At 44.9% G+C, this 21,577-nt stretch carries 20 protein-coding genes and 1 pseudogene; 8 read left to right on the forward strand and 13 right to left on the reverse strand.

Annotated features, from left to right (window positions below; genetic code table 11):
• The first annotated feature begins 45 nt into the window (after positions 1 to 45).
• Both murJ and J3492_RS06655 read left to right on the forward strand, forming a co-directional pair.
• Positions 46 to 1,596 carry a murein biosynthesis integral membrane protein MurJ gene (gene murJ / locus J3492_RS06650; protein ID WP_207991020.1) on the forward strand — a complete coding sequence of 517 codons (1,551 nt, stop codon included), beginning with the start codon at positions 46 to 48 and terminating at the stop codon, positions 1,594 to 1,596.
• A gap of 133 nt (positions 1,597 to 1,729) precedes the next feature.
• Positions 1,730 to 2,380: a hypothetical protein gene (locus J3492_RS06655; RefSeq protein ID WP_207991021.1), complete on the forward strand. Its 651-nt coding sequence runs from the start codon at positions 1,730 to 1,732 to the stop codon at positions 2,378 to 2,380.
• On the opposite strand, the gene J3492_RS06660 is transcribed toward J3492_RS06655, so the two are convergent.
• Positions 2,377 to 3,072 (reverse strand): GNAT family N-acetyltransferase, encoded by a 696-nt coding sequence (locus tag J3492_RS06660; protein WP_207991022.1) that lies wholly within the window; start codon positions 3,070 to 3,072, stop codon positions 2,377 to 2,379. The genes J3492_RS06655 and J3492_RS06660 overlap by 4 nt on opposite strands.
• Before the next feature lie 190 nt (positions 3,073 to 3,262).
• Between J3492_RS06660 and ribF the strand changes: the two genes are divergently transcribed.
• Positions 3,263 to 4,291: a bifunctional riboflavin kinase/FAD synthetase gene (ribF, locus tag J3492_RS06665; protein WP_243453148.1), complete on the forward strand. Its 1,029-nt coding sequence runs from the start codon at positions 3,263 to 3,265 to the stop codon at positions 4,289 to 4,291.
• An 86-nt stretch (positions 4,292 to 4,377) separates the two neighbouring features.
• Here ribF and J3492_RS06670 read toward each other — a convergent pair whose 3' ends face one another.
• From J3492_RS06670 to J3492_RS06685, 4 genes are all read right to left on the reverse strand, one after another.
• Positions 4,378 to 4,617, reverse strand: coding sequence for a DUF2789 family protein (locus J3492_RS06670; RefSeq protein WP_207991024.1), 240 nt, complete (start codon positions 4,615 to 4,617; stop codon positions 4,378 to 4,380).
• Positions 4,618 to 4,830: 213 nt separating this feature from the next.
• On the reverse strand, positions 4,831 to 5,820 hold the full coding sequence (locus J3492_RS06675; protein WP_207991025.1) for a malate dehydrogenase: 990 nt from the start codon (positions 5,818 to 5,820) through the stop codon (positions 4,831 to 4,833).
• Between the two features lie 219 nt (positions 5,821 to 6,039).
• A complete protein-coding gene (locus J3492_RS06680) occupies positions 6,040 to 6,771 on the reverse strand; it encodes a ribonuclease T2 (RefSeq protein WP_243453141.1) in 732 nt (243 codons plus the stop codon).
• A 626-nt stretch (positions 6,772 to 7,397) separates the two neighbouring features.
• A complete protein-coding gene (locus J3492_RS06685; protein ID WP_424108391.1) occupies positions 7,398 to 9,410 on the reverse strand; it encodes a lytic transglycosylase domain-containing protein in 2,013 nt (670 codons plus the stop codon).
• Between the two features lie 463 nt (positions 9,411 to 9,873).
• Here J3492_RS06685 and miaB point away from each other — a divergent pair, with 463 nt between their 5' ends.
• Positions 9,874 to 11,358, forward strand: a complete 1,485-nt coding sequence (miaB, locus tag J3492_RS06690; protein ID WP_207991027.1) for a tRNA (N6-isopentenyl adenosine(37)-C2)-methylthiotransferase MiaB — start codon at positions 9,874 to 9,876, stop codon at positions 11,356 to 11,358.
• An 87-nt stretch (positions 11,359 to 11,445) separates the two neighbouring features.
• On the opposite strand, the gene J3492_RS06695 is transcribed toward miaB, so the two are convergent.
• The 4 genes from J3492_RS06695 to J3492_RS06710 form a co-directional block, all read right to left on the reverse strand.
• The gene (locus J3492_RS06695) at positions 11,446 to 12,186 is read right to left on the reverse strand and encodes a LysE family translocator (RefSeq protein ID WP_207991028.1); all 741 of its coding nucleotides are present in this window, start codon (positions 12,184 to 12,186) and stop codon (positions 11,446 to 11,448) included.
• A gap of 198 nt (positions 12,187 to 12,384) precedes the next feature.
• Entirely contained in the window at positions 12,385 to 13,614 is a 1,230-nt protein-coding gene (gene argE, locus J3492_RS06700; RefSeq protein WP_207991029.1) for an acetylornithine deacetylase, read from the reverse strand.
• Between the two features lie 22 nt (positions 13,615 to 13,636).
• Complete coding sequence (locus J3492_RS06705; protein ID WP_207991030.1) at positions 13,637 to 14,119, reverse strand: nucleoside deaminase; 483 nt, start codon at positions 14,117 to 14,119, stop codon at positions 13,637 to 13,639.
• Positions 14,120 to 14,165: 46 nt separating this feature from the next.
• Positions 14,166 to 14,819: a UPF0149 family protein gene (locus tag J3492_RS06710; RefSeq protein WP_207991031.1), complete on the reverse strand. Its 654-nt coding sequence runs from the start codon at positions 14,817 to 14,819 to the stop codon at positions 14,166 to 14,168.
• A gap of 331 nt (positions 14,820 to 15,150) precedes the next feature.
• Here J3492_RS06710 and J3492_RS06715 point away from each other — a divergent pair, with 331 nt between their 5' ends.
• A complete protein-coding gene (locus tag J3492_RS06715; RefSeq protein WP_207991032.1) occupies positions 15,151 to 15,591 on the forward strand; it encodes a hypothetical protein in 441 nt (146 codons plus the stop codon).
• A 131-nt stretch (positions 15,592 to 15,722) separates the two neighbouring features.
• Positions 15,723 to 16,160 carry a cell division protein ZapA gene (locus J3492_RS06720; protein WP_207991033.1) on the forward strand — a complete coding sequence of 146 codons (438 nt, stop codon included), beginning with the start codon at positions 15,723 to 15,725 and terminating at the stop codon, positions 16,158 to 16,160.
• Positions 16,161 to 16,196: 36 nt separating this feature from the next.
• On the opposite strand, the gene J3492_RS06725 is transcribed toward J3492_RS06720, so the two are convergent.
• From J3492_RS06725 to J3492_RS06740, 4 genes are all read right to left on the reverse strand, one after another.
• On the reverse strand, positions 16,197 to 16,487 hold the full coding sequence (locus J3492_RS06725) for a hypothetical protein (RefSeq protein WP_341534091.1): 291 nt from the start codon (positions 16,485 to 16,487) through the stop codon (positions 16,197 to 16,199).
• Positions 16,488 to 16,758: 271 nt separating this feature from the next.
• Positions 16,759 to 18,852 (reverse strand): glycine--tRNA ligase subunit beta, encoded by a 2,094-nt coding sequence (gene glyS / locus J3492_RS06730; protein ID WP_207991034.1) that lies wholly within the window; start codon positions 18,850 to 18,852, stop codon positions 16,759 to 16,761.
• Positions 18,853 to 18,861: 9 nt separating this feature from the next.
• Positions 18,862 to 19,839: a glycine--tRNA ligase subunit alpha gene (gene glyQ, locus J3492_RS06735; protein WP_207991046.1), complete on the reverse strand. Its 978-nt coding sequence runs from the start codon at positions 19,837 to 19,839 to the stop codon at positions 18,862 to 18,864.
• A 382-nt stretch (positions 19,840 to 20,221) separates the two neighbouring features.
• The gene (locus J3492_RS06740; protein WP_207991035.1) at positions 20,222 to 20,434 is read right to left on the reverse strand and encodes a PspC domain-containing protein; all 213 of its coding nucleotides are present in this window, start codon (positions 20,432 to 20,434) and stop codon (positions 20,222 to 20,224) included.
• 365 nt (positions 20,435 to 20,799) lie between these two features.
• On the opposite strand from J3492_RS06740, the gene J3492_RS06745 reads away from it, so the two are divergent.
• Together J3492_RS06745 and J3492_RS06750 are read left to right on the forward strand one after the other, a co-directional pair.
• Positions 20,800 to 21,240, forward strand: coding sequence for a transposase family protein (locus J3492_RS06745; protein WP_207990864.1), 441 nt, complete (start codon positions 20,800 to 20,802; stop codon positions 21,238 to 21,240).
• Between the two features lie 8 nt (positions 21,241 to 21,248).
• Positions 21,249 to 21,577: pseudogene (locus J3492_RS06750) on the forward strand (transposase family protein); the annotation flags it as partial.

Consider the following 21,577-nt stretch of genomic DNA (forward strand, 5'->3'; position numbering starts at 1 on the left):
TAAGTCAACAACTATATCCGCAGATAAATTAGCAAATAGGTTCTCATGGCAAAAAGTCGACTGTTTCGTTCTACCATGGTGGTCAGTAGCATGACCATGCTGTCACGTGTCTTAGGCCTGCTGCGTGATGTGGTGTTATTGAGTGTGTTTGGTGCAGGCGGGCTGATGGATGCCTTTTTGGTCGCCTTTAAGATCCCCAATTTTTTGCGGCGTCTATTTGCTGAAGGCGCCTTTAGCCAAGCCTTTGTGCCCGTCTTGTCTGAGTATAAAGAAAAATATAGCTTACAACAGGTACAGATACTGGTCAGTCGCACTTCAGGCGCCTTGCTATTGGTGCTGTCGATGTTGACAGTGGTAGTGATATTGATAGCACCTTGGGTCGTGACCTTGTTTGCCCCTGGATTTGCAGACCAGCCTGATAAATTTGCTGTCACCGCTGAGCTTTTGCGTCTGACCTTCCCTTATTTATTATTCATTTCCATGACTGCTTTTGCCAGCGGCATCTTACAAAGCTATGGGCGCTTTGCTGCCCCTGCCTTTGCGCCTGTTTTATTAAACCTATGTATGATTGGTGGTGCTTTGATCTTTGCACCGATGTTTGATACCCCAATTATGGCACTTGGTTATGCTGTCGCTATCGCCGGTCTGTTGCAGTTTTTGATACAGCTGCCGCAACTATGGCAACAAAAACTACTCGTCGCTCCCAAGGTTGATTTTGGCCATGAGGGCGTGCAGCGTATATTAAAGCTGATGCTACCAGCGATCTTTGGTGTGTCTGTCACTCAGATTAACCTGTTGCTCAACACCGTTTTTGCCTCATTAATGATAGGGGGCTCGGTCTCTTGGCTCTATGCTGCTGAGCGTATGAGTGAGTTACCATTAGGGCTAATCGGAGTGGCAATCGGTACAGTTATCTTGCCCAGTCTGTCTAAAAGCGAGGCTCAAAAAGACGATGTTAGCTTCAAAAAAACCATCGACTGGGCGGCACGGCTGATTATTTTAGTCGGGGTTCCAGCCTCTGCAGCTTTATTTGTACTCTCTGATGTGCTGATGCAGGCGCTGTTTTTGCGTGGTGAGTTTTCGTTGCGTGACGCCCAAATGAGTGGCCTGGCTCTGCGCAGTATGGCCGGCGGCATATTAGGGTTTATGCTTATCAAGATATTTGCCCCCGCCTTCTTTGCAAGGCAAGACACCAAGACGCCAGTAAAAATCGGTATCGTATCTGTGTTTGCCAATATGGTTTTTAGCGTGGTTTTTATCGGCATATTTTATCTGGCTGAGATGCCGCTGCATGGCGGTCTGGCGCTGGCGACCACAGGCGCTGCCTTTGTCAACGCAGGCTTACTGTATTACTTCTTGTATAAGCGTGAGATATTTCGCTTTGGCAGTCATTGGAAAAAGCTTTTTGCACAATTTATCATTGCGACAAGCGCCATGGTTGCCGTGCTTTATGTCATGCTACCTTACTTCCCGACTGCTGATGCCCAGTGGCGACGGATGGTAGCCCTGCTGATTATGTGTGCAGTTGGCGCTTTAGTATATGGTGTGGTGTTGCTGGCTACTGGCTTTAGGCCTCGTCAGTTAAGACACGGTTAGAGTCGCTAAAAAATGCCGCTTACCAAACCAAAACAAGCTTAATATGAGAATTGACAGCCAGCCATAGGATTCATTGTCATAATCAGTGATGAGCAATCAATGACGAATAAACCAACATTAAGGTTGACTATCTATGACATTAAAGTATTTTAAATCGCAAGAATGCCAAACACTATCTGCTGTGGTGACGGCAAGTATATTAAGCACTGGGCTAGTGTTGAGCGCCTGTAGTAATACAGATAGTACGCGAGTAGAGAGCGCCGCAGAGACAACCACGAATACTAAAGAGGCGGCAGCTGTGGTTGAAGATTCAGAAAACGACGCGGCGGTTCAAGTAAAAACAGTAGATGATGATGCTAAAAAGGAGCAGATAGCAGATGATACTCATGCTGATGTAGTAAAGAATGAAACCACCATCAGTAATGATAATATAAACCCTATTACCCACACTGATAAGCAACCCAGCCTGGTCACTAACGCTACTCAGCCCAACACACCTGAAGCGGCGCTAAAGCAGGCTGTAGATGCTTTGTATTATGGTGATGCAAAAACTGCTGCCACTTACTATAAAGTAGATATCGCCAACTTTGAGCAGGCGCTCGCCGACACACAAGCTGCGTTTCAACAAACGGTCGAGAGTATCACCATCACCGACACCAAATACAATGACGACAACACTCGTGCCACGATTACAGGTGAACTGAAGCTAAAAGGTCAGAGCCAACCTGCGCCTTTAAATTATGAATTACAAAAAATGGATGGCAAGTGGAAAATTTTGGGCTAAAGGTTTTGACCATTATGATTTAACGCTGTGTTGTCTGCCGTTACGGCGCGCCCTAGCATCACCACATCAGCGATAAAATCGTCCATATCACAAACTTTTGGCATATACCCCCACTGCTCGAAGCCAAGCTTACGAAACAGCCCTAAACTTGGCTGATTATGGGCAAATATCAATGCCACCACATTATGTATGCCAAGACGTGGCGCTTGTGTCAGCATCCAACGAGTGAGTAAGCTACCCAACCCGAGGCTCTGATAGGCTTGATGCAAGTAGATACTGATCTCAGTGCTGATATGATAGGCGGTACGTGCATACAGGTCACTAAAGCTGCCCCAAGCGACAATGGGCTGTTTACTCTGTGTCATGCGATAATGATAGCTGTTACTCTGATTATCTGCTGATACTGCGATAGAGCTATCCACCGCTTTAACCACATAGATAGGGCGTGTCGCACTGTTTAGGTGCTCGTTAAACCAAGCACTTCGCTCATCGACAGTCACTGGTGCCAGATTAGCCGTGGCCTGCTTACTAGGCACGCTCTGATTATAGATATCTAACACCATCGGTAAGTCATCTATACAGGCAAGCTGTACTATAAACTGATCGCTTAACTTATGTATCAATGATACGGGTGCTGTTGTGTTTGGTTCAGACACCGCTGTGTTTTGAATAATCGCTTCCTGATGAGTCATTAGAATCTACTGCCAAATAAATATGATGTACTGATATTAGTGCCAGGGCTGCTATTTTACTTTATAATGGCAAGTTTTGAACACATCTATGCTTATTATTGGTGCGTTTTTATTTATTATTTGACCTTATGATAGCCGCAAACTTATGAACACCTACTTTCTTGAGCAACTGATGGCGTCACCAAGCGCTATGCAAGATGATACTTGCCCAATAGCGCTCGCACCTTGTGTGCTGACTATTGGTAACTTCGATGGCGTACATTTAGGCCATCAAGCAATGCTTGCTCAAGTACGTGAGCTGGCAGATGAGCGCAAGCTTGGCTCAGCGGTGATGATATTTGAGCCGCAGCCACGTGAGTTTTTTTCGCCAGAGACGGCACCTGCTCGCTTGACCAATCTCACAGAAAAACAAGCTTTACTAAAAGAGCATGGTGTCGAGACCTTGATTGTTGCCAGCTTTGATGCTTCGTTTCGAGCATTATCCGCACAAGCTTTTGCTGATATATTGGTTAATGACCTCAACGTAAAAGCGTTGGTATTAGGAGATGATTTTCGATTTGGTCATGACCGCACAGGAGACAGTCAGTTTTTGCGTGACTATGGCTTGCATGTGACCAACCTACACACAGTGACAGATGTCAATACTACAGATACTGCCACACGTATTAGCTCTACCCGTGTTCGAGACTTGTTGCTTGCCGGTGATATCAGTGCAGCCAATGCTTTATTAGGCCGTGACTATGCTATCTCTGGTACCGTAGTGGGGGGCGACAAGATCGGCCGTACTATGGATTTTCCTACAGCCAATGTTGATCTGGCACGGCTAAAGCCTGCCTTGCATGGTATCTTTGCAGTCGATGTGGTCTTGCTTGATACTGATGGACAGATCATACCAAATGGGCTGGCTGATTTAGCTGATAATAAATCGCAAGTGGGTTTATCAGGTCTACGGCCTCACAGCTTATTTGGTACCGCAAATATTGGTACTCGCCCTTCGGTAACGAAAGAAAAAGAGTGGCGCTTGGAGGTGCATTTTCCAGAACTGAAAGCCAATCTATATGACAAAAAACTACACGTACGCTTTCTGCACTTTTTGCATGGTGAGCGGCGCTATGATAGCTTGGAAGCACTCAAAGACGGTATTCAAAACGATATAAAAGAACTATTGGCATGGCGCATACAACAGCTGGATTCAATGACAGCTAAAAAGCCGCAATAATGAATTACCCCTTATAAGGAGGATCTTATAAGGGGTAAGGTATGATGCGCTTGTTTAAACAATGCTTATTTAAACAAAAGATAATATTAAGCGCTCGGATGCATACGCACATTTAAATCATCGATAACCTCTACCCACGCTGCATCTTTCTTCCACTCCTCTTGCAAAAACATACGTTGACTGTCTGTCCAAACGTCTGCTTCTATAAGCTTCTCTTCTTTATCCAATTGGTTTTTTTTGATAAAGTCATCAATAGCGTCATCAGAGCTGTCCATACCTAGTTGGGCAAATAATTCATTCATGTTGTATTCTGGTTCACCTAACATATATTGTCTCCTTAAGTATTCCATATTTAATTGTGGTTATTATCAAATCGAACATGTTTATTGTAGCAAGCTTTATTCTAAGCGCTGTTAAACAATGTTTATCTAACGTTAGGGATTCTGTTAACGATAAATACCTTCTACAAAAAAACCCTCAATAAATGAGGGTTTTTGTCTTTCTTAGATAAATAACTGAGTTTTTAGTATGCTAGCTACTTATGGAAGTAGATGAGATACCGCATCACGCTCTTCACTAAGCTCTTGCTCAGTCGCCGCCATTTTCTCTTTTGAGAAATCAGAAGACACGTCTACGCCATCTACAATAGACCAATCGCCATTGCTACAAGTACATGGGAATGAGTAGATTAAGCCTTCAGCGATACCATATTCGCCGTTTGAGTATACGCCCATTGATACCCAGTCGTTTTCGTCAGTACCAAGTGCCCAAGTACGCATATGTGCGATCGCAGCATTGGCCGCAGAGGCAGCTGATGAAGCGCCACGAGCTTTAATAATAGCCGCCCCACGTTGTTGAACTTCTGGAATATAAGTGTTTTCGTACCAGTCACGATCTACCAAATCTAGCGCTGGCTTACCATTTACTGTACAAGCCGTTAAATCTGGGTACTGGGTTGACGAGTGGTTGCCCCAAATCGTCATATGCTTGATGTCATTGACAGTGCTGTCAGTCTTTTCAGCCAACTGTGCCATAGCACGGTTGTGATCCAAGCGAGTCATCGCTGTAAAGTTACGTGGGTCAAGATCTGGTGCGTTACGCTGTGCGATCAGCGCATTTGTATTGGCTGGGTTACCGACGACCAAGACTTTTACATCACGGCTTGCCGCATCATTAAGAGCCTTACCTTGTGCTGAGAAAATCGCAGCGTTGGCTTCTAGTAAATCTTTGCGCTCCATACCAGGACCACGAGGACGGGCACCTACTAATAATGCATAATCAGCATCTTTAAAAGCGACATTAGCATCATCAGTTTGTACGATACCAGCCAACAAAGGGAATGCACAATCTTCTAGTTCCATAACGACACCTTTTAAAGCATCGAGAGCTGGAGTGATTTCTAGTAATTGCAAGATAACAGGCTGATCTTTTCCTAGCATCTCACCAGATGCAATACGAAATAACATAGCATAGCTGATATTACCAGCAGCACCAGTCACGGCAACGCGTAAAGGCTGTTTCATAGACATAGAATATTCCCTAATTGATTATTAGATAATTTTGTCACTGTTGTTCTTGCGTTGCTATCAGTGCTTTAAACACAAAACGCTTTGAACGCAAAAATGGTAGATGACATATACCGAGAGGTAGTGTATCACTTCATTTATAGCATCGTCTAGATAGAATATAACGATGACAGATAATTATATTGTTACATTTTATGCTAACAAAAGTTGGGGTTCATAGAATTACTTACGCCCGGAAATGATAAAGTTTTTACCGCAGCTGTTGACGACATTGTTGCACCGGCCAAAATCATTACCTTCATAGCAGATATGCACATCAGTCAATATCGATTGTCTGCGGCTACCATCTTGACAGATCAAATCGATACTCGAAGCAGACATACCTTGATTCAGACGCGTCATTTGCTTGATAAAACGTGACTTAGAAACAGTATAACTGTTACCAGTGTTTAACTCATCAGGTAGTTTTAGCTGACCTGCCAGATTGACCACTTGACGAAAATAACTGCTTGCGCTTAGAGGGCTACAGGCGCCGTAGTGTTGCCATGCTTGGGTACGAACACTACTGTCTGGCATGATACGGTTCACGACTTTTAGTTGTAGAGGGCTGAGTCTTGGCTGACTGCCACGACCACAGCGCTCACCATATCCCAAATCTAAGCCTGATACCGTTAATGAGTACCCTTCTAAGCATTGGCGCATACGGGCACGAGAGGGTTGCATGCGACATAAAGCAGGTGTCATCTCAATCATCAGAACGCGCTGTCCTATCTTAGACGCACTGGCTGCGTGTGCTGACGTTGGCAATAAAGTCACCCCTTGCAGTACTGCTGCACTGGCAATCATTGACAATATAGAATGGCGTTGAATCACTGGATTTTTACGGGCCTTTGATTTGTGTATGCTTGGCTTAAATGGCTCGTACTTATTCGTTACTTGTGCTTTTGTCATCATAGATCGTATTACTTGACGCACACGCTGGCTGAATGCCTGACATTCAGCTTTTTTTTGTACAAGCGTGTCGTTATATTGTTTTATCATAAGTAAAGGGCTATCAAACCATTATCAATCATACACAGAGGCACTCAAGCCATCTGCTACTCAAGCGATATTGCCAAACTAAAACATACGTTTAACGAAAAAAAGGTAGGTCACTGCTATAGTTGACCCTGTATAACACGGATACGTCTTTGCATGTGCTGCCAGTATATTTTTGCGTGCTGTGCCACCTTACAGAGTGGTGCGTATTTAGCCATGAGGAGCTGAGTTTAGATTTAGGCGTACTGTTTGACAATAGTAGCAAATACCTTTTTTTAATCCATAGCTAAATCGTAGGGTTAACGTAAAAATACAATCCATTAAAAATAAAATATCTAAAGGCTACTATGCTTTGAAAACCCCTCGTTGCCACGACCGCTATAACCTCTCTAAGTCTTATGCCTGCAAAATCTATTCCACCAACGCTACAGTCTTTAGAACGCAAAGCTTATATGGGAACTTTCGACATAAAAAAGCCATTAATCTTTGTGATTAATGGCATGTAGCTGTTCAACAGCTATAAGGGCTACTGAAGTAAAGGTTTAAAATGCTGCTGGAACCACGCCCATGCGTTGACTGATCGACTGGTTTCGGCCTAGAAGGCTACTATAGATAGTGGCGTTTTCCATAACATGCTTGGCATAATTGCGAGTCTCTGGAAAAGGAATTGACTCGATATACTGATCAGCGGCAAGCGAGCCGTAGACAGGCTGCCAGCGCTTAGCATTGTTAGGTCCTGCGTTATAACCAGCGGTTGCCAGTACAGGCTGTTGGTTGAGCTTGCCTAAAATATCACTCATATACCAGGTTCCATAACGAATATTGGTATCACCGCTATTGGCACGGCTGGCGCTATAGGACTCACCCAAATTACGGGCAATATACTTCGCCGTACCTGGCATAATCTGCATAAGACCGCTTGCACCCACATTGGAGCGTGCTGAGGTGACAAAGCGGCTCTCTTGACGCATGATACCGTATGCCCACGCAGGGTCAATACCAACAGATTGGCTATAACGCACCACTGCACTTTGATGCGGCATGGGATGCGACAATGCTAGATTATGCACGCTGTCGGTATTGTCAATGGCATAAATCGCCCGATCCAGCCAGCCCATATCATAAGCCTGACGAGCTGCAGCAAAGATTAAAGCATCATCACGATTGTCACGGGCTTGCTTCACTGCCCAGTTCCATTCACGATTGGCATAAGCACGGCTGGCATCCGCATTGTATAAGGCAAACGCACGGGCGAAATGCGGGTTTTGCATGACACGAGCACGATCAGCACTACTCACGTTAGGCAGATTTCCACCACCCATACTACTGACACTAAAGCGCTGACCGACCTTGTCTTTTGCCATCAATCCATAGTAGTCATTGCTTTTAGCCAGATGTTGATACATTTTTTTGGCGATATTGCGTCTACTGCCAGCGCTGGACTGTTCATAAGCCCGTGCCAACCAATATTGCCACTGATTGGTTTTTTGAACCTCGGCATCCATTTGGGAGATTGCTTCGATCACATCATCCCAGCGACTATAGCGAATCGCTGCCATGGCGTAATACTCCGCTTCCTCAAAGCTAAAGTCATCGTCTAAGCTTTGACGAAACCAATCAACAGCCTCGCTATTAAACCCGTCATCAGTGTTATGGTTCATACGCTGAACCCCAAGGATACGGTAGGCATAACGGCGGGTTTCATCATTCAGTAACCTGGCTGAGCGTCGGTTGTCTTGTTTGATGTCATAGTCGAGCTGTAGCGCTGCTTCACGATAAGACTTGCTGGCCAGACGGCCCATGGCATATAAGTATAGATATTGATTGGTTTGACTGTTTGGCTCAAGAGCAAAGCGACCAAAAAAAGCGGCTGGATTGAGTTGAATCTCACTGAGTTTTGAGTAAGGAATTGGGGTGCCAAGACGTGACGACAATGCCATGATGTCGCCAGTTTTGCCAGCACGCAGCATACGCTTAAGACGGGCGGCTCTATCTTGATTGCTAATCAAAGCATTGTTGTTCATCTCCATCGCCAACTGATTGCACAGTGCGGGCTGCTTTTTGACAGTCAGCCAAACATCAGACTTGGCAGCCAGTGCCCGCATACTATCACCGCCATTATTGAACCCAAGCGCTATCGCACAGCGCTCACTGGCATCTGCGTTGGTAATTAGATTGGCCACTTGACGCACAGCGGCATAGTCATTTGATGCCGCTTTGGTCTCCGCAAAGTCAGCGACCAGCTTTTCTGCCATTACTGTTCCTGAGTATTGGCGTACAAACTGTGATATCGCTGCTGAGCTTTGGCTGTTTAAATCTAAATTCATGCGCCAATACGTTGGGTACATCGCAAACAGACCCCCACTCATCATCTGCTCATAGTTAAATAAGGCACTAACATCGCCTCGATCAGCGGCGATTGCAGCCGCATTGAAATGGTTGATACTACTGTCTTGGTAGCCACTGCTTTGTTGGGTACTGTTATCACCCCACGTCAGATCCGCACAAGCCACTTGTGACAACCCCAACGCCCCTACCGCTGTCGCTAGGCTCATTACGCTCAATCGCAGCGGCCTTATATTTAAGCTTTGAGATTTCTTGGGTGAGCGGATGAATTTGTTTTTATTGATCAAGCGGACAAGGTTTGGCTTTGTCATATAGGCTCTCTTGGTCTCTATACAGGTGTTTGGATGGCGATCAGATAGTCATCGCTGAAGTAATGGTATTTATCATACTATAGCCGTTGTACTCTCAACCAGTGCTCTTACCATTTATCTATAAATAGGTTAGCCCTGTGTAACACAAAGATGATATAAGCATAAGCCTCAAAGCTGATTTTGCGATCAGTAGAGTAGATACTTCGGCAATATAAACAATTGATAGTATTGCAAATAATCTAGCACAGGCCCAATGAATAGTGCGTAGTTACTTTTCACATTGCTAGACGCTTATGATAAAATACGCCACCTATTAATGGCCAAGCTGCTACCTATTATTTGCTAATCATGGATAATCCTTATGAGTGTTTCTGTATTTAACCCCCGTACCGATGAGGTAGCAGACACTACCCGGACCTCTTCTTTGATGACACTCGAAGAGCCCCATTCTCATCAAGCTTCAGTCGAGACCTCTGCTGTAAAAAAGGTTTTTATCACCACTCAAGGTTGTCAGATGAACGTCTACGACTCTGATAAGATGCTTGATGTACTTGGCGACTCACACGGTATGGTAGTCACGCATGACATCGATGATGCTGATGTACTCTTAATGAATACATGCTCGATTCGTGAAAAAGCACAAGAAAAAGTGTTTTCAGAATTGGGGCGTTGGCGCAAACTTAAAGAAAAACGCCCTGATTTAGTCATTGGTGTCGGTGGCTGCGTGGCTTCACAAGAGGGAGACAATATCCAAAAACGTGCGCCTTATGTCGATATGATATTTGGGCCTCAAACGTTGCATCGTCTGCCAGAGCTTTATGACCAATCTAGCGAACAAAGCAGTGTCGCTCCTAAAAACCGTATCGGTACGATTGACATCTCCTTCCCTAGTATTGAGAAGTTCGACTTTTTGCCTGAGCCAAAGGTCGAGGGTTACAAAGCTTTTGTATCTATTATGGAGGGCTGCTCTAAATACTGCTCATTTTGCGTGGTGCCTTATACACGGGGTGAGGAATTATCACGTCCGCTTGACGATGTTTTGGCTGAGATTGACAGCCTAGCCGAACAGGGCGTGCGTGAGATTAATCTGCTGGGCCAAAACGTCAATGGCTATCGCGGCGAAAAAGACGATGGTAGTGTGTGCCGCTTTGCCGAATTATTACATTATGTCGCACACGTCGATGGAATTGAGCGTATTCGCTATACCACCAGTCACCCGCTGGAGTTCACCGATGACATCATTGATGCTTATGGCAAACTACCCGAGCTGGTCTCGCATTTGCATCTGCCCGTCCAAAGCGGATCAAACAATATACTTGCAGCGATGAAACGTAACCACACCATCGATGTGTATATCAATCAAATCAATAAGCTCAAGGCCATTCGTCCAGACATTCATCTGTCTAGCGACTTTATCATCGGCTTCCCAGGGGAGACCGATCAGGACTTTGAAGACACTTTGAACTTGGCAAAAGAATTGAACTTTGATCACTCTTATAGCTTTATTTACTCAAAGCGTCCTGGCACGCCAGCGGCTGAGTTACCTGACGATGTTAGCCTAAAGACTAAAAAAGAGCGTTTGGCGACATTTCAAAAAGTCATCGTCGACTCCACCTTACAAAAAACCCATGAAATGGTCGGCACCACGACCCGAGTGTTGGTAGAGCAAGTCGCTGATCGTCATCCAGACTGCCTCATCGGTACCGCTGATAATACACGAACAGTGATGTTCCCATATGATGAAGATAAAATGGATGAGCTATTGGGTAAAATCGTCAACGTACGTGTGACTGACTTTGTCAGTCCACATATGGTGAAAGGTGAGTTGATTGAGGTGTTGGCTTGATTTAATACTCTGTATGTTGATGATTTTAGACTAAAAAAGCCGTTTGCCCTCACCAGCAAACGGCTTTTTTGTATTTATCTTAATCTATTAGCCCATAAACCCGCTTACCACCTCTCCCAACAAAGCCGCCGCAATCAAGATAAATATCACGCCGCAAGCACGATTAAGCCATGCCAAACGATCACCGATATCGAGCCACCCTGCCAGCTGCTTGCCACCCACAGTATAGATAGCCTGCCAAATGGTTTCACTGAAAAACAGCCCTAACGTCAAGATAATATATTGTGGCCATAACGGCATACTAAAATTAATAAACTTAGGAAAAAAGGCAGCAAAGAATAAAATCGCTTTTGGATTAGATAACGACACCCAAATGCCCGTTCGAAATAGCGTCCAATCACTAGGAGCCACTTTGACTGCTGCGCTAGACAATGAGCGTGGCTGTGGCTGTGACTGCTGGCCAAGCTTGTTCTGGCTACTAAAATAATCAGCTGCTACAGCCTCTGTACCCATCGCACTGGCATCCTCTATCAGGCTACTTTGCCCAGTATCTCGCCACGAGCTGACACCCAAATAAATCAAATACAAGGCACCAACGGTCTTTATTACATCCAACAACCAAGGGGACTGACGGCTAATAGCATCCAACCCCAGCAAGGTTGACAACAGTAAGATAAACAGCCCAAGACTTAATCCAGCCAGTGTCCATAAGGTACGTTTGACGCCGTAGTTTAGTCCATATTGAAACGCCAACAGCATATTAGGGCCTGGGGTTGCGGAGATAAAAAACGTGCTGATAAAAAACATGGTAAACAGATGCCAAGACATCAATGCCCCTTACTTCTTATGTAGAAAATTTTAAATGTGATGTCACGAAAAAAACTAGGGTCTGTTGAACCCTCAAACAGACCCTAGATACCGCCATAAAAATAATGCATTGTATGTGAACTTACCGCAAAAACAAATACTTTAGGCCATATCCTCATTTAAAAAATGACGACCATCATAGCCCACTACTGATATGAGTTATGCCGTACAGCTCTCCAGCAGCTTTTGCAAAAACCCATCACAGCGCTCAATTTCACTAAGCGCCACAAACTCATCAGCTTTGTGCGCCTGCTCAATACTGCCAGGACCACAGATAATCGTGGGAATACCGCTATTGGTATACTGTCCGCCCTCGGTGGCATAAGCGACTTTATGGCGCTCATCATCACCTGTCAGTGCGGTTACTAGCGCTTGTAGTTCAGCATTATCACCATCTCTCATCGCCGGAACGCTTTCTTCTTGCAGCAGCTCGATCCCTGTCTCTGGTGCGCGTGCCTGCATCTGCTCTGTCAGTTCAGCGATTTTCGTCTGAATCGGTGCCACAATATCATCTTGCGTCATATGTGGCAGATTACGATAATCAAAAGTAAACTCACACAGGTTAGGCACGATATTGGTCGCTGTACCGCCGTGTATGGTGCCTACAGAAAGCGTCGAGTATGGCACATCAAACAAATCGTCGTTGTCATCACGATGGCTAATCGCTTGTGCCAGCTCATCGACAAACCCAATCAAACGACTGGCATAGCTGATAGCGTTGACACCTTGGTGGGTCAATGAAGAATGTGCTGACTTACCATGCACACGGCAACGATAGACAGCAATCCCCTTATGAGCCACGACCATGGTCATATTAGTGGGTTCGCCAACGATACAATAATCAGGGGTGATGCCACGCATTTTTAGATCCGCTAATATCAAGGGCGCACCCAGACAGCCTACTTCTTCATCGAATGACAACGCCAGATGCAGGGGTCGACGCAGCTTACCTTGATTAGACAAGGCGACGGCTTGGGGCAATAACGCCAGCGCACAAGCGATAAAACCCTTCATGTCACAAGCACCGCGGCCATAAAGCTTGTCGTCACGAATAGTGGCGACAAAAGGATCAGAGGTCCATGTCTGTCCATCGACAGGCACAACATCAGTATGTCCTGAGAGTACCAAGCCATGATTGATTTGGTCAGCATCCTGTCCAGCTGGTACAGTGACAAATAGATTGGCTTTGTTTTTTTCTTTATTAAAAGTTAAGTCTACTGTCAGACCCAGCTGCTCACAGTATGCTTGCACATCGTTGATCAGCGCCAAATTTGAATGGCGACTGACGGTATCAAAGCCAATCAAGCGAGTCAGCCAATCGATACTTTTTACAGGATAATCAGTAGATGACGCCTCTTGGCTCACCTTGTTCACTGTATTTAGGCTCATAAGATGTCCTTATCTTAAAGTATTAGTCAGGTTGATGGGCACGTTGGTGTAGTGCTTTTACCACTTTATCAAGGCCAGCAACTGGGCCTTCTACTGGGATACCTGGCGCTACTTGCTGGATAGACAAGGTATTGATAGGCGATGAGGAATTAGCACCAAACTCTTCCATCCACTCACCCAACTGCGTAGAGGAGCTGACATAGACGATGCGATCAAGCCCTGCCCATGCATGAGCTGCTGAGCACATCGCACAATGCTCACCTGAGGTATAGACGACCGCTTTTGCACGAGCGTCAGCAGTCATGTTTTGTGCCGCCCACTTTGCGACAGCGATCTCAGGATGATAGGTTGCATCGACTGTATTGGCACGATTACGATCCTCTCTTAGTACCTTGCCTTCTGCATCGACCAACACACTACCAAACGGCTCATCCCCTGCCGCTAGCGCTTCACGGGCCAGATCGACACAGCGGCGCAGATGAATCATATCTTTATCAGTAATCATGGCAGTCCCTTATTATCATAAAGTTCAGCAAGTTAAAAAGTATCACTTACGATGGATTATGCTGGTTCATCACATCGACGACAGGTGGTATCGGTTTGAGCAATGCGCCCTCTGCTTGACGCTCCTGCGTGGTTTTAGCATCTATCGGCAACCCTGCTATCAGCGCCAGCTCCTTTACAGATTTGCGCTTGCGGGTAGCAAAGCTCACTGGCACCATACGTGCAAACTCATAAATATAAAGATAGGACTCTTCACCACCTTCATAATCCTCATCTTCTGCCAAACGAATAGCACCAATCTTTGCCAAATCACTCAGCATCTCGTTTTCTTCAGCTGTTAGACGACAATCGCTAATACCAAAACCCGTCATAAAGCCATTGGCCCACTGTTTCAGTGCCATTACACGCTCGTATAGATCATGTTCATCATCAGGCACCAGTGGTGTGTAGGCATAGGCATCATCTTTATCTTTGAGCTGAAACACCGTATCTTCAGCCTCCTCTGTCAGCAAAGTCAAGGCAGGCTCTGGCAATGGTGCAAAGCTGAGCTCCTCGAGCACGGTCGCCCAACCTTGCTCATCTGGCGCATAGCACGCCGTCATCAGTCCCGTCATCAAGCCATGCAGCTCGCTAATGCTAACATCATTCCATTGTTCAAAAGCTACAGACCACTCATTCCAACCAGAAATATTATCATTCATAACCTACTTCCTATCGATTTATTTACGCTGACTGATTAGCGTCTCTTGATTTTAGATAATTATCGCTCTCTCTTATCCATAGATTATCTGCTTACCCAGAATAAAACAGAGCACAATATACGTATAGTCAAGGAATTTTAAAATCGCTACAAAGCGACCGACCGCAGATAGTACACTAAGTATATCTAGGGCGAGTAACACCGTAGCGGTTTCAAAGTACTCCGACTATAATTACTTTGTTGATATAGATATTATGCGGTCACCTATGGCATTATTAAACGTAACAGAGAAAATTCATCCACGTATCACATGTTAAGGATAAAAACTGACTATGTATGACCAACTCAAAGACCTAGAAAAAATGATACTCGACATCAAAAAACAGTATCAGCTTGTCAGTGCTGAACTTAGCAGCCTCAAACAAAAACCCAACGTTGACCCAAAAGAGTTGGCAACGCTAAAAACCCAGCTCGAAAATCGCAATACTGAACATGCTCAGGCAAAAAAGCAGCTGAGCGATCTTGATAAACGCTATCAAAGTTTGGCTGAAGCTCATCATATGATTGGTGAAGAACAAGACAAACTACAAAATCAGTTTGATAAGCTGCAACAACAAAATAGCGAACTCAAGCAGCAAAACCATGATCTTCAACAACAAAATAGTGAGCTGAAACAGCAAAACCATGATTTGCAAGAAAAAAATCAATTGGCAGCAGAACGTACACAGGTGGTACTAAAACGCCTGACTCACATCGATCAGATGGAAGGGTAACTCACTAAAAAAAGCGATGAGTTAAGTATGCAGCTGATACCCGCTATCTTTGTTAGCGTCTCCATACCCTGCTCTCAGAACTCTGATGACACCTTAGAGCTACTCAATACCATTACCTTGTAGGATTTCTCATGACTGACAATAATAGTACACCCACTACCAACGAAAAGCCTCAGCAAGCTAAAGATACGCCAAATCAAGCCAACGACACAAAAAAACCGACACTAGAATCAAGCGCTGCTCAGGATACGCCCACAAAAAAAACCGATCCTGAACCTCAAATGAAAAAAGTCGATATCGTCATCGCTGGCATCACATATCAGATTTACTGCCCAGTACACGAAGAAGCAGAACTGCGCTCAGCGGTCTATTATATAAACAACTTTCTTCTCGATATCAAAAAAAATGCGCCAAGCTTGAGCCAAGAAAACTTACTGGTATTATGCTGCTTAAACCTTTATGAGAAGATTCATAGCAACGCCAAAGCTGCTGAAGATGCCGAACAAGCGTCCAAACAAGCGAAAATGCTGCTCAGCAAAATCATGAAAGATGCCCAGTCTGTATTATAAGCTGATACCGTTATCAGCCGCAGTGACAGCAGGCTGTCATCCGCCAGCTCGATAGCTCTTGCCTGCGTGATAGTCTGCTTGATGCTCATAATTGCAAAAAAACAACGGCTTTTTTGCCAAGCCATCTGTATCAGTAGCTGTGGTAGAAGGCGTTTCCAGCACCCCGCGATATTCAGCAAGGCTGTTGCCACAAAAATCGCAATGGCGTGGGGTGGTCACATCGCCTTCTTTAGGCATCATGCTTTTTGGGGGACGGGGATACATAAACTTATAAAACGCCCACATCACCGCCCAAATAATGAGAATGACAATAATAGCAGCGAACACAGTAGTGCTCCTTTTGTTAGTCTTCGATAAGTGATCATACTTACATAGCGTAAAGCCATGATATAAATTCTACGTAAACAATGCTGATAGTACAATTGCTGCCCTGTCATTTAGCAGCACCTTTGTAACGCTGATAAAAATCAAAAAACTGGCTACAGTGTAGCCAGTTTTTTATGGTTTGTTGAACCTAGCTTTGTTCATTCACTTGTTCATTGAACTGCTTTGATTCACTCATAATCAGGTCATACTAAATTCTATTGAAACTTAGATTTTAGATTTGTAGCTCGCTGATATCAGCCACTGTCAAAAACAAAGCACGCACTTGTTGTAGTAATGCTAAGCGATTGGCTTTGAGCGCCTCATCATCGCTATTGACCATCACATTCGCAAAAAACTGCGCCAATGGCGCATCCAGTTGCGCCAAGGTCTGTAGTACCTGTGTGTAGTCAGCGGTTGCAAGCAATGGCGTGACGGCTGTTTGTGCTTGCTGCGCGGCCTGATACAAGTCCTTTTCAGCAGACTCAGTCAATAGGTCTGCATCGACATGGTCAGCCACCTTACCTTCTGACTTGGCCAGTATATTTGCCACACGTTTGTTTGAATCAGCCAGCTGCTCTGCTTGTGGCAAAGCGCTAAACGCTTGTACAGCGCGAATACGCTGATCAAAGTCTAGCGGCATATGCGGATGAATCGCTTGTACTGCTTGAATGGTATCGACACTGACACCTTGCTCGGTATACATCGCCCGATAACGTGAATTTAAAAAGCCCATCACTTGAGTAAAGGTATCACCCATCTTAGCGATTTTATGACCATCGGTATCACTGTAGTTTTTCACTGCTTGTTCAACCAACGCCACTAGGTTAATCGGCAGCTGCTTTTCAATCAAAATACGCAGGATACCAATAGCTGAGCGGCGTAAGCTAAATGGATCTTTCGAGCCGGTCGGTGCTTGATCTATAGCAAAGATACCGACGAGCGTATCTAGACGATCGGCAAGCGCCAAACAAATACCAATAGGAGTTTTTGGCAATACGTCACCACTGAATTTTGGTAGATACTGCTCTTCTATACTGGCCGCAATGGCCTCACTTTCGCCGTCGAGACGAGCATAATAAGTACCAGCAATACCTTGCAGCTCAGGATACTCTCCCACTAGCGAGCTTGCTAAGTCAGCTTTAGACAGTATGGCCGCTCGTACGGTGTCATCGACAGTAATATCGTGTCCTTGCTCTTGCAGGAGTGTCGCAATAAAAGCAGCCAACTTCGCAATACGCTCAGATTTTTCCCAAATCGTACCTAACTGGTCTTGGAACACACGAGTTTTTAGGCTTTCTGTCAAAACAAATAATGGCTGTTTTTGGTCTTGTAAAAAGAAAAACTCCGCATCGGCCAGACGTGGACGCACCACCTTTTCATTACCCTCAATGATTTGTTGCGGGTCTTTTGACTCGATATTGGTGATGAAGATAAAGTAGGGTAACAGGGTGCCTTCTTTGTCCGTTAGACAAAAGTACTTTTGATCCGCTTGCATGGTTGAGATCAGCGCCTCTTGTGGCACTCGTAAAAACCGTGGCTCAAAGTCCGCTCGTAGGGCAATCGGAAAGTCGACTAAGGCAGTCACTTCATCAAGTAAGGCTTGGGGTACGATAGCGTCAGCATTGACTTCATCAGCCAGTGTTTTGACTTGGTTTTTGATCAGCACCTGACGCTTATCAAAATCAGCGACGACCTTTAAACCGCTTAATAACGCCTCATAATCATTGGCGTGCTCGATAGTATGGTAGTCAGGACTGTGGAAACGATGGCCACGTGTCTGCTGGCCAGTCTGATGTCCTTGGATAGTGGCATCGATAACGCCATCATCTTGCATCAACACCGCCCACTGCACTGGACGCACAAACTCATTACGACTGCTACCAGCGCGCATACGTTTGGCGATGGGCAAGTCATCTAAAGCAGTTTGAAAGATCTCTGGCAATAGCTCTGTGGTGGCCTGGCCGTGGATGGTCTGCTCATAACCGACGTAATCGCCTTTGTCAGTATTGATGGTAATAAGCTCACTAGGTTCAATCCCTAGCCCTTTAGCAAAGCCCATTGCAGCACGGGTTGGATTGCCATCAGCGTCAAACGCTGCTTTGATCGCAGGGCCACGTTTTTGTTCTGTACGGTCAGGCTGCTTGTCACTGATGCCCTGAATCTGCAATGCCAAACGACGCGGGGCTGCAAATGCTTTGATGCTATCAAAACTGATATTGGCCTCTGTTAGTTGCTCGATTACGCTTGTTTTTAGCGCATCACGTAAGGGCTTTAGACTCTTTGGCGGTAGCTCTTCACACCCCAGTTCAAATAAAATAGTACTCATGGGATGCTCCTATTTATCGTTGTTTTGTTGAGTAGGTTCTGAATGTTTAGCTGCCATGTCATTTTCTTCTTTTGGCAAATACTTATCAAGAGCAACTTGGCGATGAGCCTCGTCTGCTAGAGGGAAGCCAAGCTTGGCCCGTGCTTCTACATAACCAAAGGCGACCTTGCGTGCCAGCGTACGCACCCGCAAGATAAAGCGCTGACGCTCAGTGACCGAAATAGCGCCACGGGCATCAAGTAAATTAAAGGCGTGTGAGGCTTTGAGCACCATCTCATAAGCAGGCAAGGGCAAGCCCGCCGCTACCAACTTATCTGCTTGCTGCTCGTAAAAGTCAAACATCTGACCCATCATGGGCACGTCAGCGTGTTCAAAATTATAAGTCGACTGCTCCACTTCGTTTTGATGGAACACATCGCCATAAGTGACACGGCCAAACTCGCCATCTGCCCACACCAAATCATAGACGCTATCGACGCCTTGCACATACATGGCTAGGCGCTCAAGACCGTAGGTAATCTCGCCGGTGACCGGGAAGCATTCGATACCACCGACTTGCTGGAAATAGGTGAACTGAGTGACTTCCATACCATTAAGCCAAATCTCCCAACCCAGCCCCCAAGCGCCAAGCGTCGGCGACTCCCAGTTGTCTTCGACGAAACGCACGTCGTGCACCAAAGGATCAATCCCAATGGCTCTAAGGGAATCTAAATACAGCTCTTGAATATTGGGCGGATTGGGCTTGAGTACCACTTGAAACTGATAATAATGTTGCAAGCGGTTGGGGTTGTCACCGTAGCGACCATCAGTTGGGCGACGTGATGGCTGTACATAAGCGGCGTTCCAGCGCTCGGGGCCTAGTGAGCGTAAAAAGGTAGCAGTATGAAACGTCCCGGCTCCGACCTCCATATCATACGGCTGTAGAACCACACAGCCTTTGGATGCCCAAAAGTTCTGCAAGGTTAAAATCAAATCCTGAAAAGTCATCGGTTGAAGAGTGCTTTGTTGAGAGGTCATAAAAGAATCACTGTGCAATGAGTAGTGTTAAGTGTGATACAAAATATATTCTATACAGTCTTGTCGTCCCATGCTTGACCCAAGTCTGTGCGCACGCTTACCTTACTAAAAATTCGCTATTTTATCTATATCTATAGCGATTAAATTTTCTGTTATCACTCGGTATGTTGCACAAAAAAATACCCAGATGAATGAGCATCTGGGCAGGAGGAAAAACGTGTCGCTATTATCCTGTTTGCATCAGGCTTTTTGATTATTTTGGGCCATCGAGTATAAGCCACTGTATTTGTAACGACTGACTATTTGTTAAGTATCATACCTACTCGTTAAGAATGTAGTTCATTGCCATATTTCATTGATATGACTGGCTAGTAGCCTTTGGCATGACAATCCATAAAATAATATAGATCAATATGCCAGGGACCGCAGCGCTCAGTGAAGATACCAACACAAATAGCACCCGCACCCACATCGGCGACCAGCCTAAATACTCTGCGATACCGCCCATCACACCTGCAATCATACGGTTATTACGTGAGCGATGTAATTTTGCTAATTTAGCCAAACCCCATACCTCTCTTCTTTCTATAATTGAGTTATATTTCGACCTATTTATTATTTAATAGGTATATTTAATTTATTCTTATATAGGTCTTTATCAAGTTATAAACAATTATAACAAGCATTCACTTTTAATCTGTTGACAGTGTGGGTATGCTTTGTGACTTTATGCTATTTAAACTTACAAGAGTCTGTCATATGTACCAGTAACTGCCTGATTTTAAACATATATTTCAAAATGTTTCATGGTTCGATTTGTTACGCCTTTCTTACACTAATTTTTAGCGCATTTTGCAAGAGTACTAGACCTCTTGCAAAAGTAGTTGTCAGACACAACGTATATTATTGAACTCTACTTACTTAATAGATATGCCAAACATAGATAAGCTACTCAAACAAAGTGACGCTGGTTTTAAACGCTACACTGGCATTCATAAAGCCACTTTTTATGACATGCTTGAGGCCATGCAAAAGCATGAAGCATCTAAGACCAAATCAGGTAGACCAAGTGTGCTCAGTCTTAAGGAGCAGATACTACTAGCCCTGACTTATTGGCGTGAATACCGCACGCTTTATCATATCAGTATGGACTTTGGTATTCATGAGTCTTCTGCTAGCCGTATCATTCGTAAAGTAGAAGACACACTGATTAACTCTGGCAAGTTTGAATTGCCCAAAAAGCTGCCTAGTCGTGTCGATGAGGACATCAATTGGTCAGTCGTCATTGTCGATGCCACCGAAACCCCAATTGAGCGTCCAAAAAAAACCAAAGAGACTACTACAGCGGCAAGAAAAAACAACACACCTTAAAAGCGCAGGTTATCGTTCATTGGCAAACCGGTTTGATACTTGATGTGCAAACCTGTAAAGGGTCCATCCACGATTTTAAGCTGTATAAAGATACTTGTCCTGATTGGTTACCTGAGAACACTAACTATCTAGCAGACAGTGGTTATCAAGGGTTAGCAAAGCGACATAACCAAACTTTCACACCATTTAAGAAACCTCGTGGTGGTCAGTTATTGGAGATATGCAAACAAGCCAATCAGTATCTGGCAAAGTTCCGTATTGTGGTTGAACACAAAATAGGCTTAATCAAGTTGTTTAAAATCGTGGCTCATAAATATCGCAACCGTCGTCAGCGCTA

Source organism: Psychrobacter coccoides, from assembly GCF_017498085.1.
In the GTDB taxonomy this organism is placed as follows: Bacteria; Pseudomonadota; Gammaproteobacteria; order Pseudomonadales; family Moraxellaceae; genus Psychrobacter; species Psychrobacter coccoides.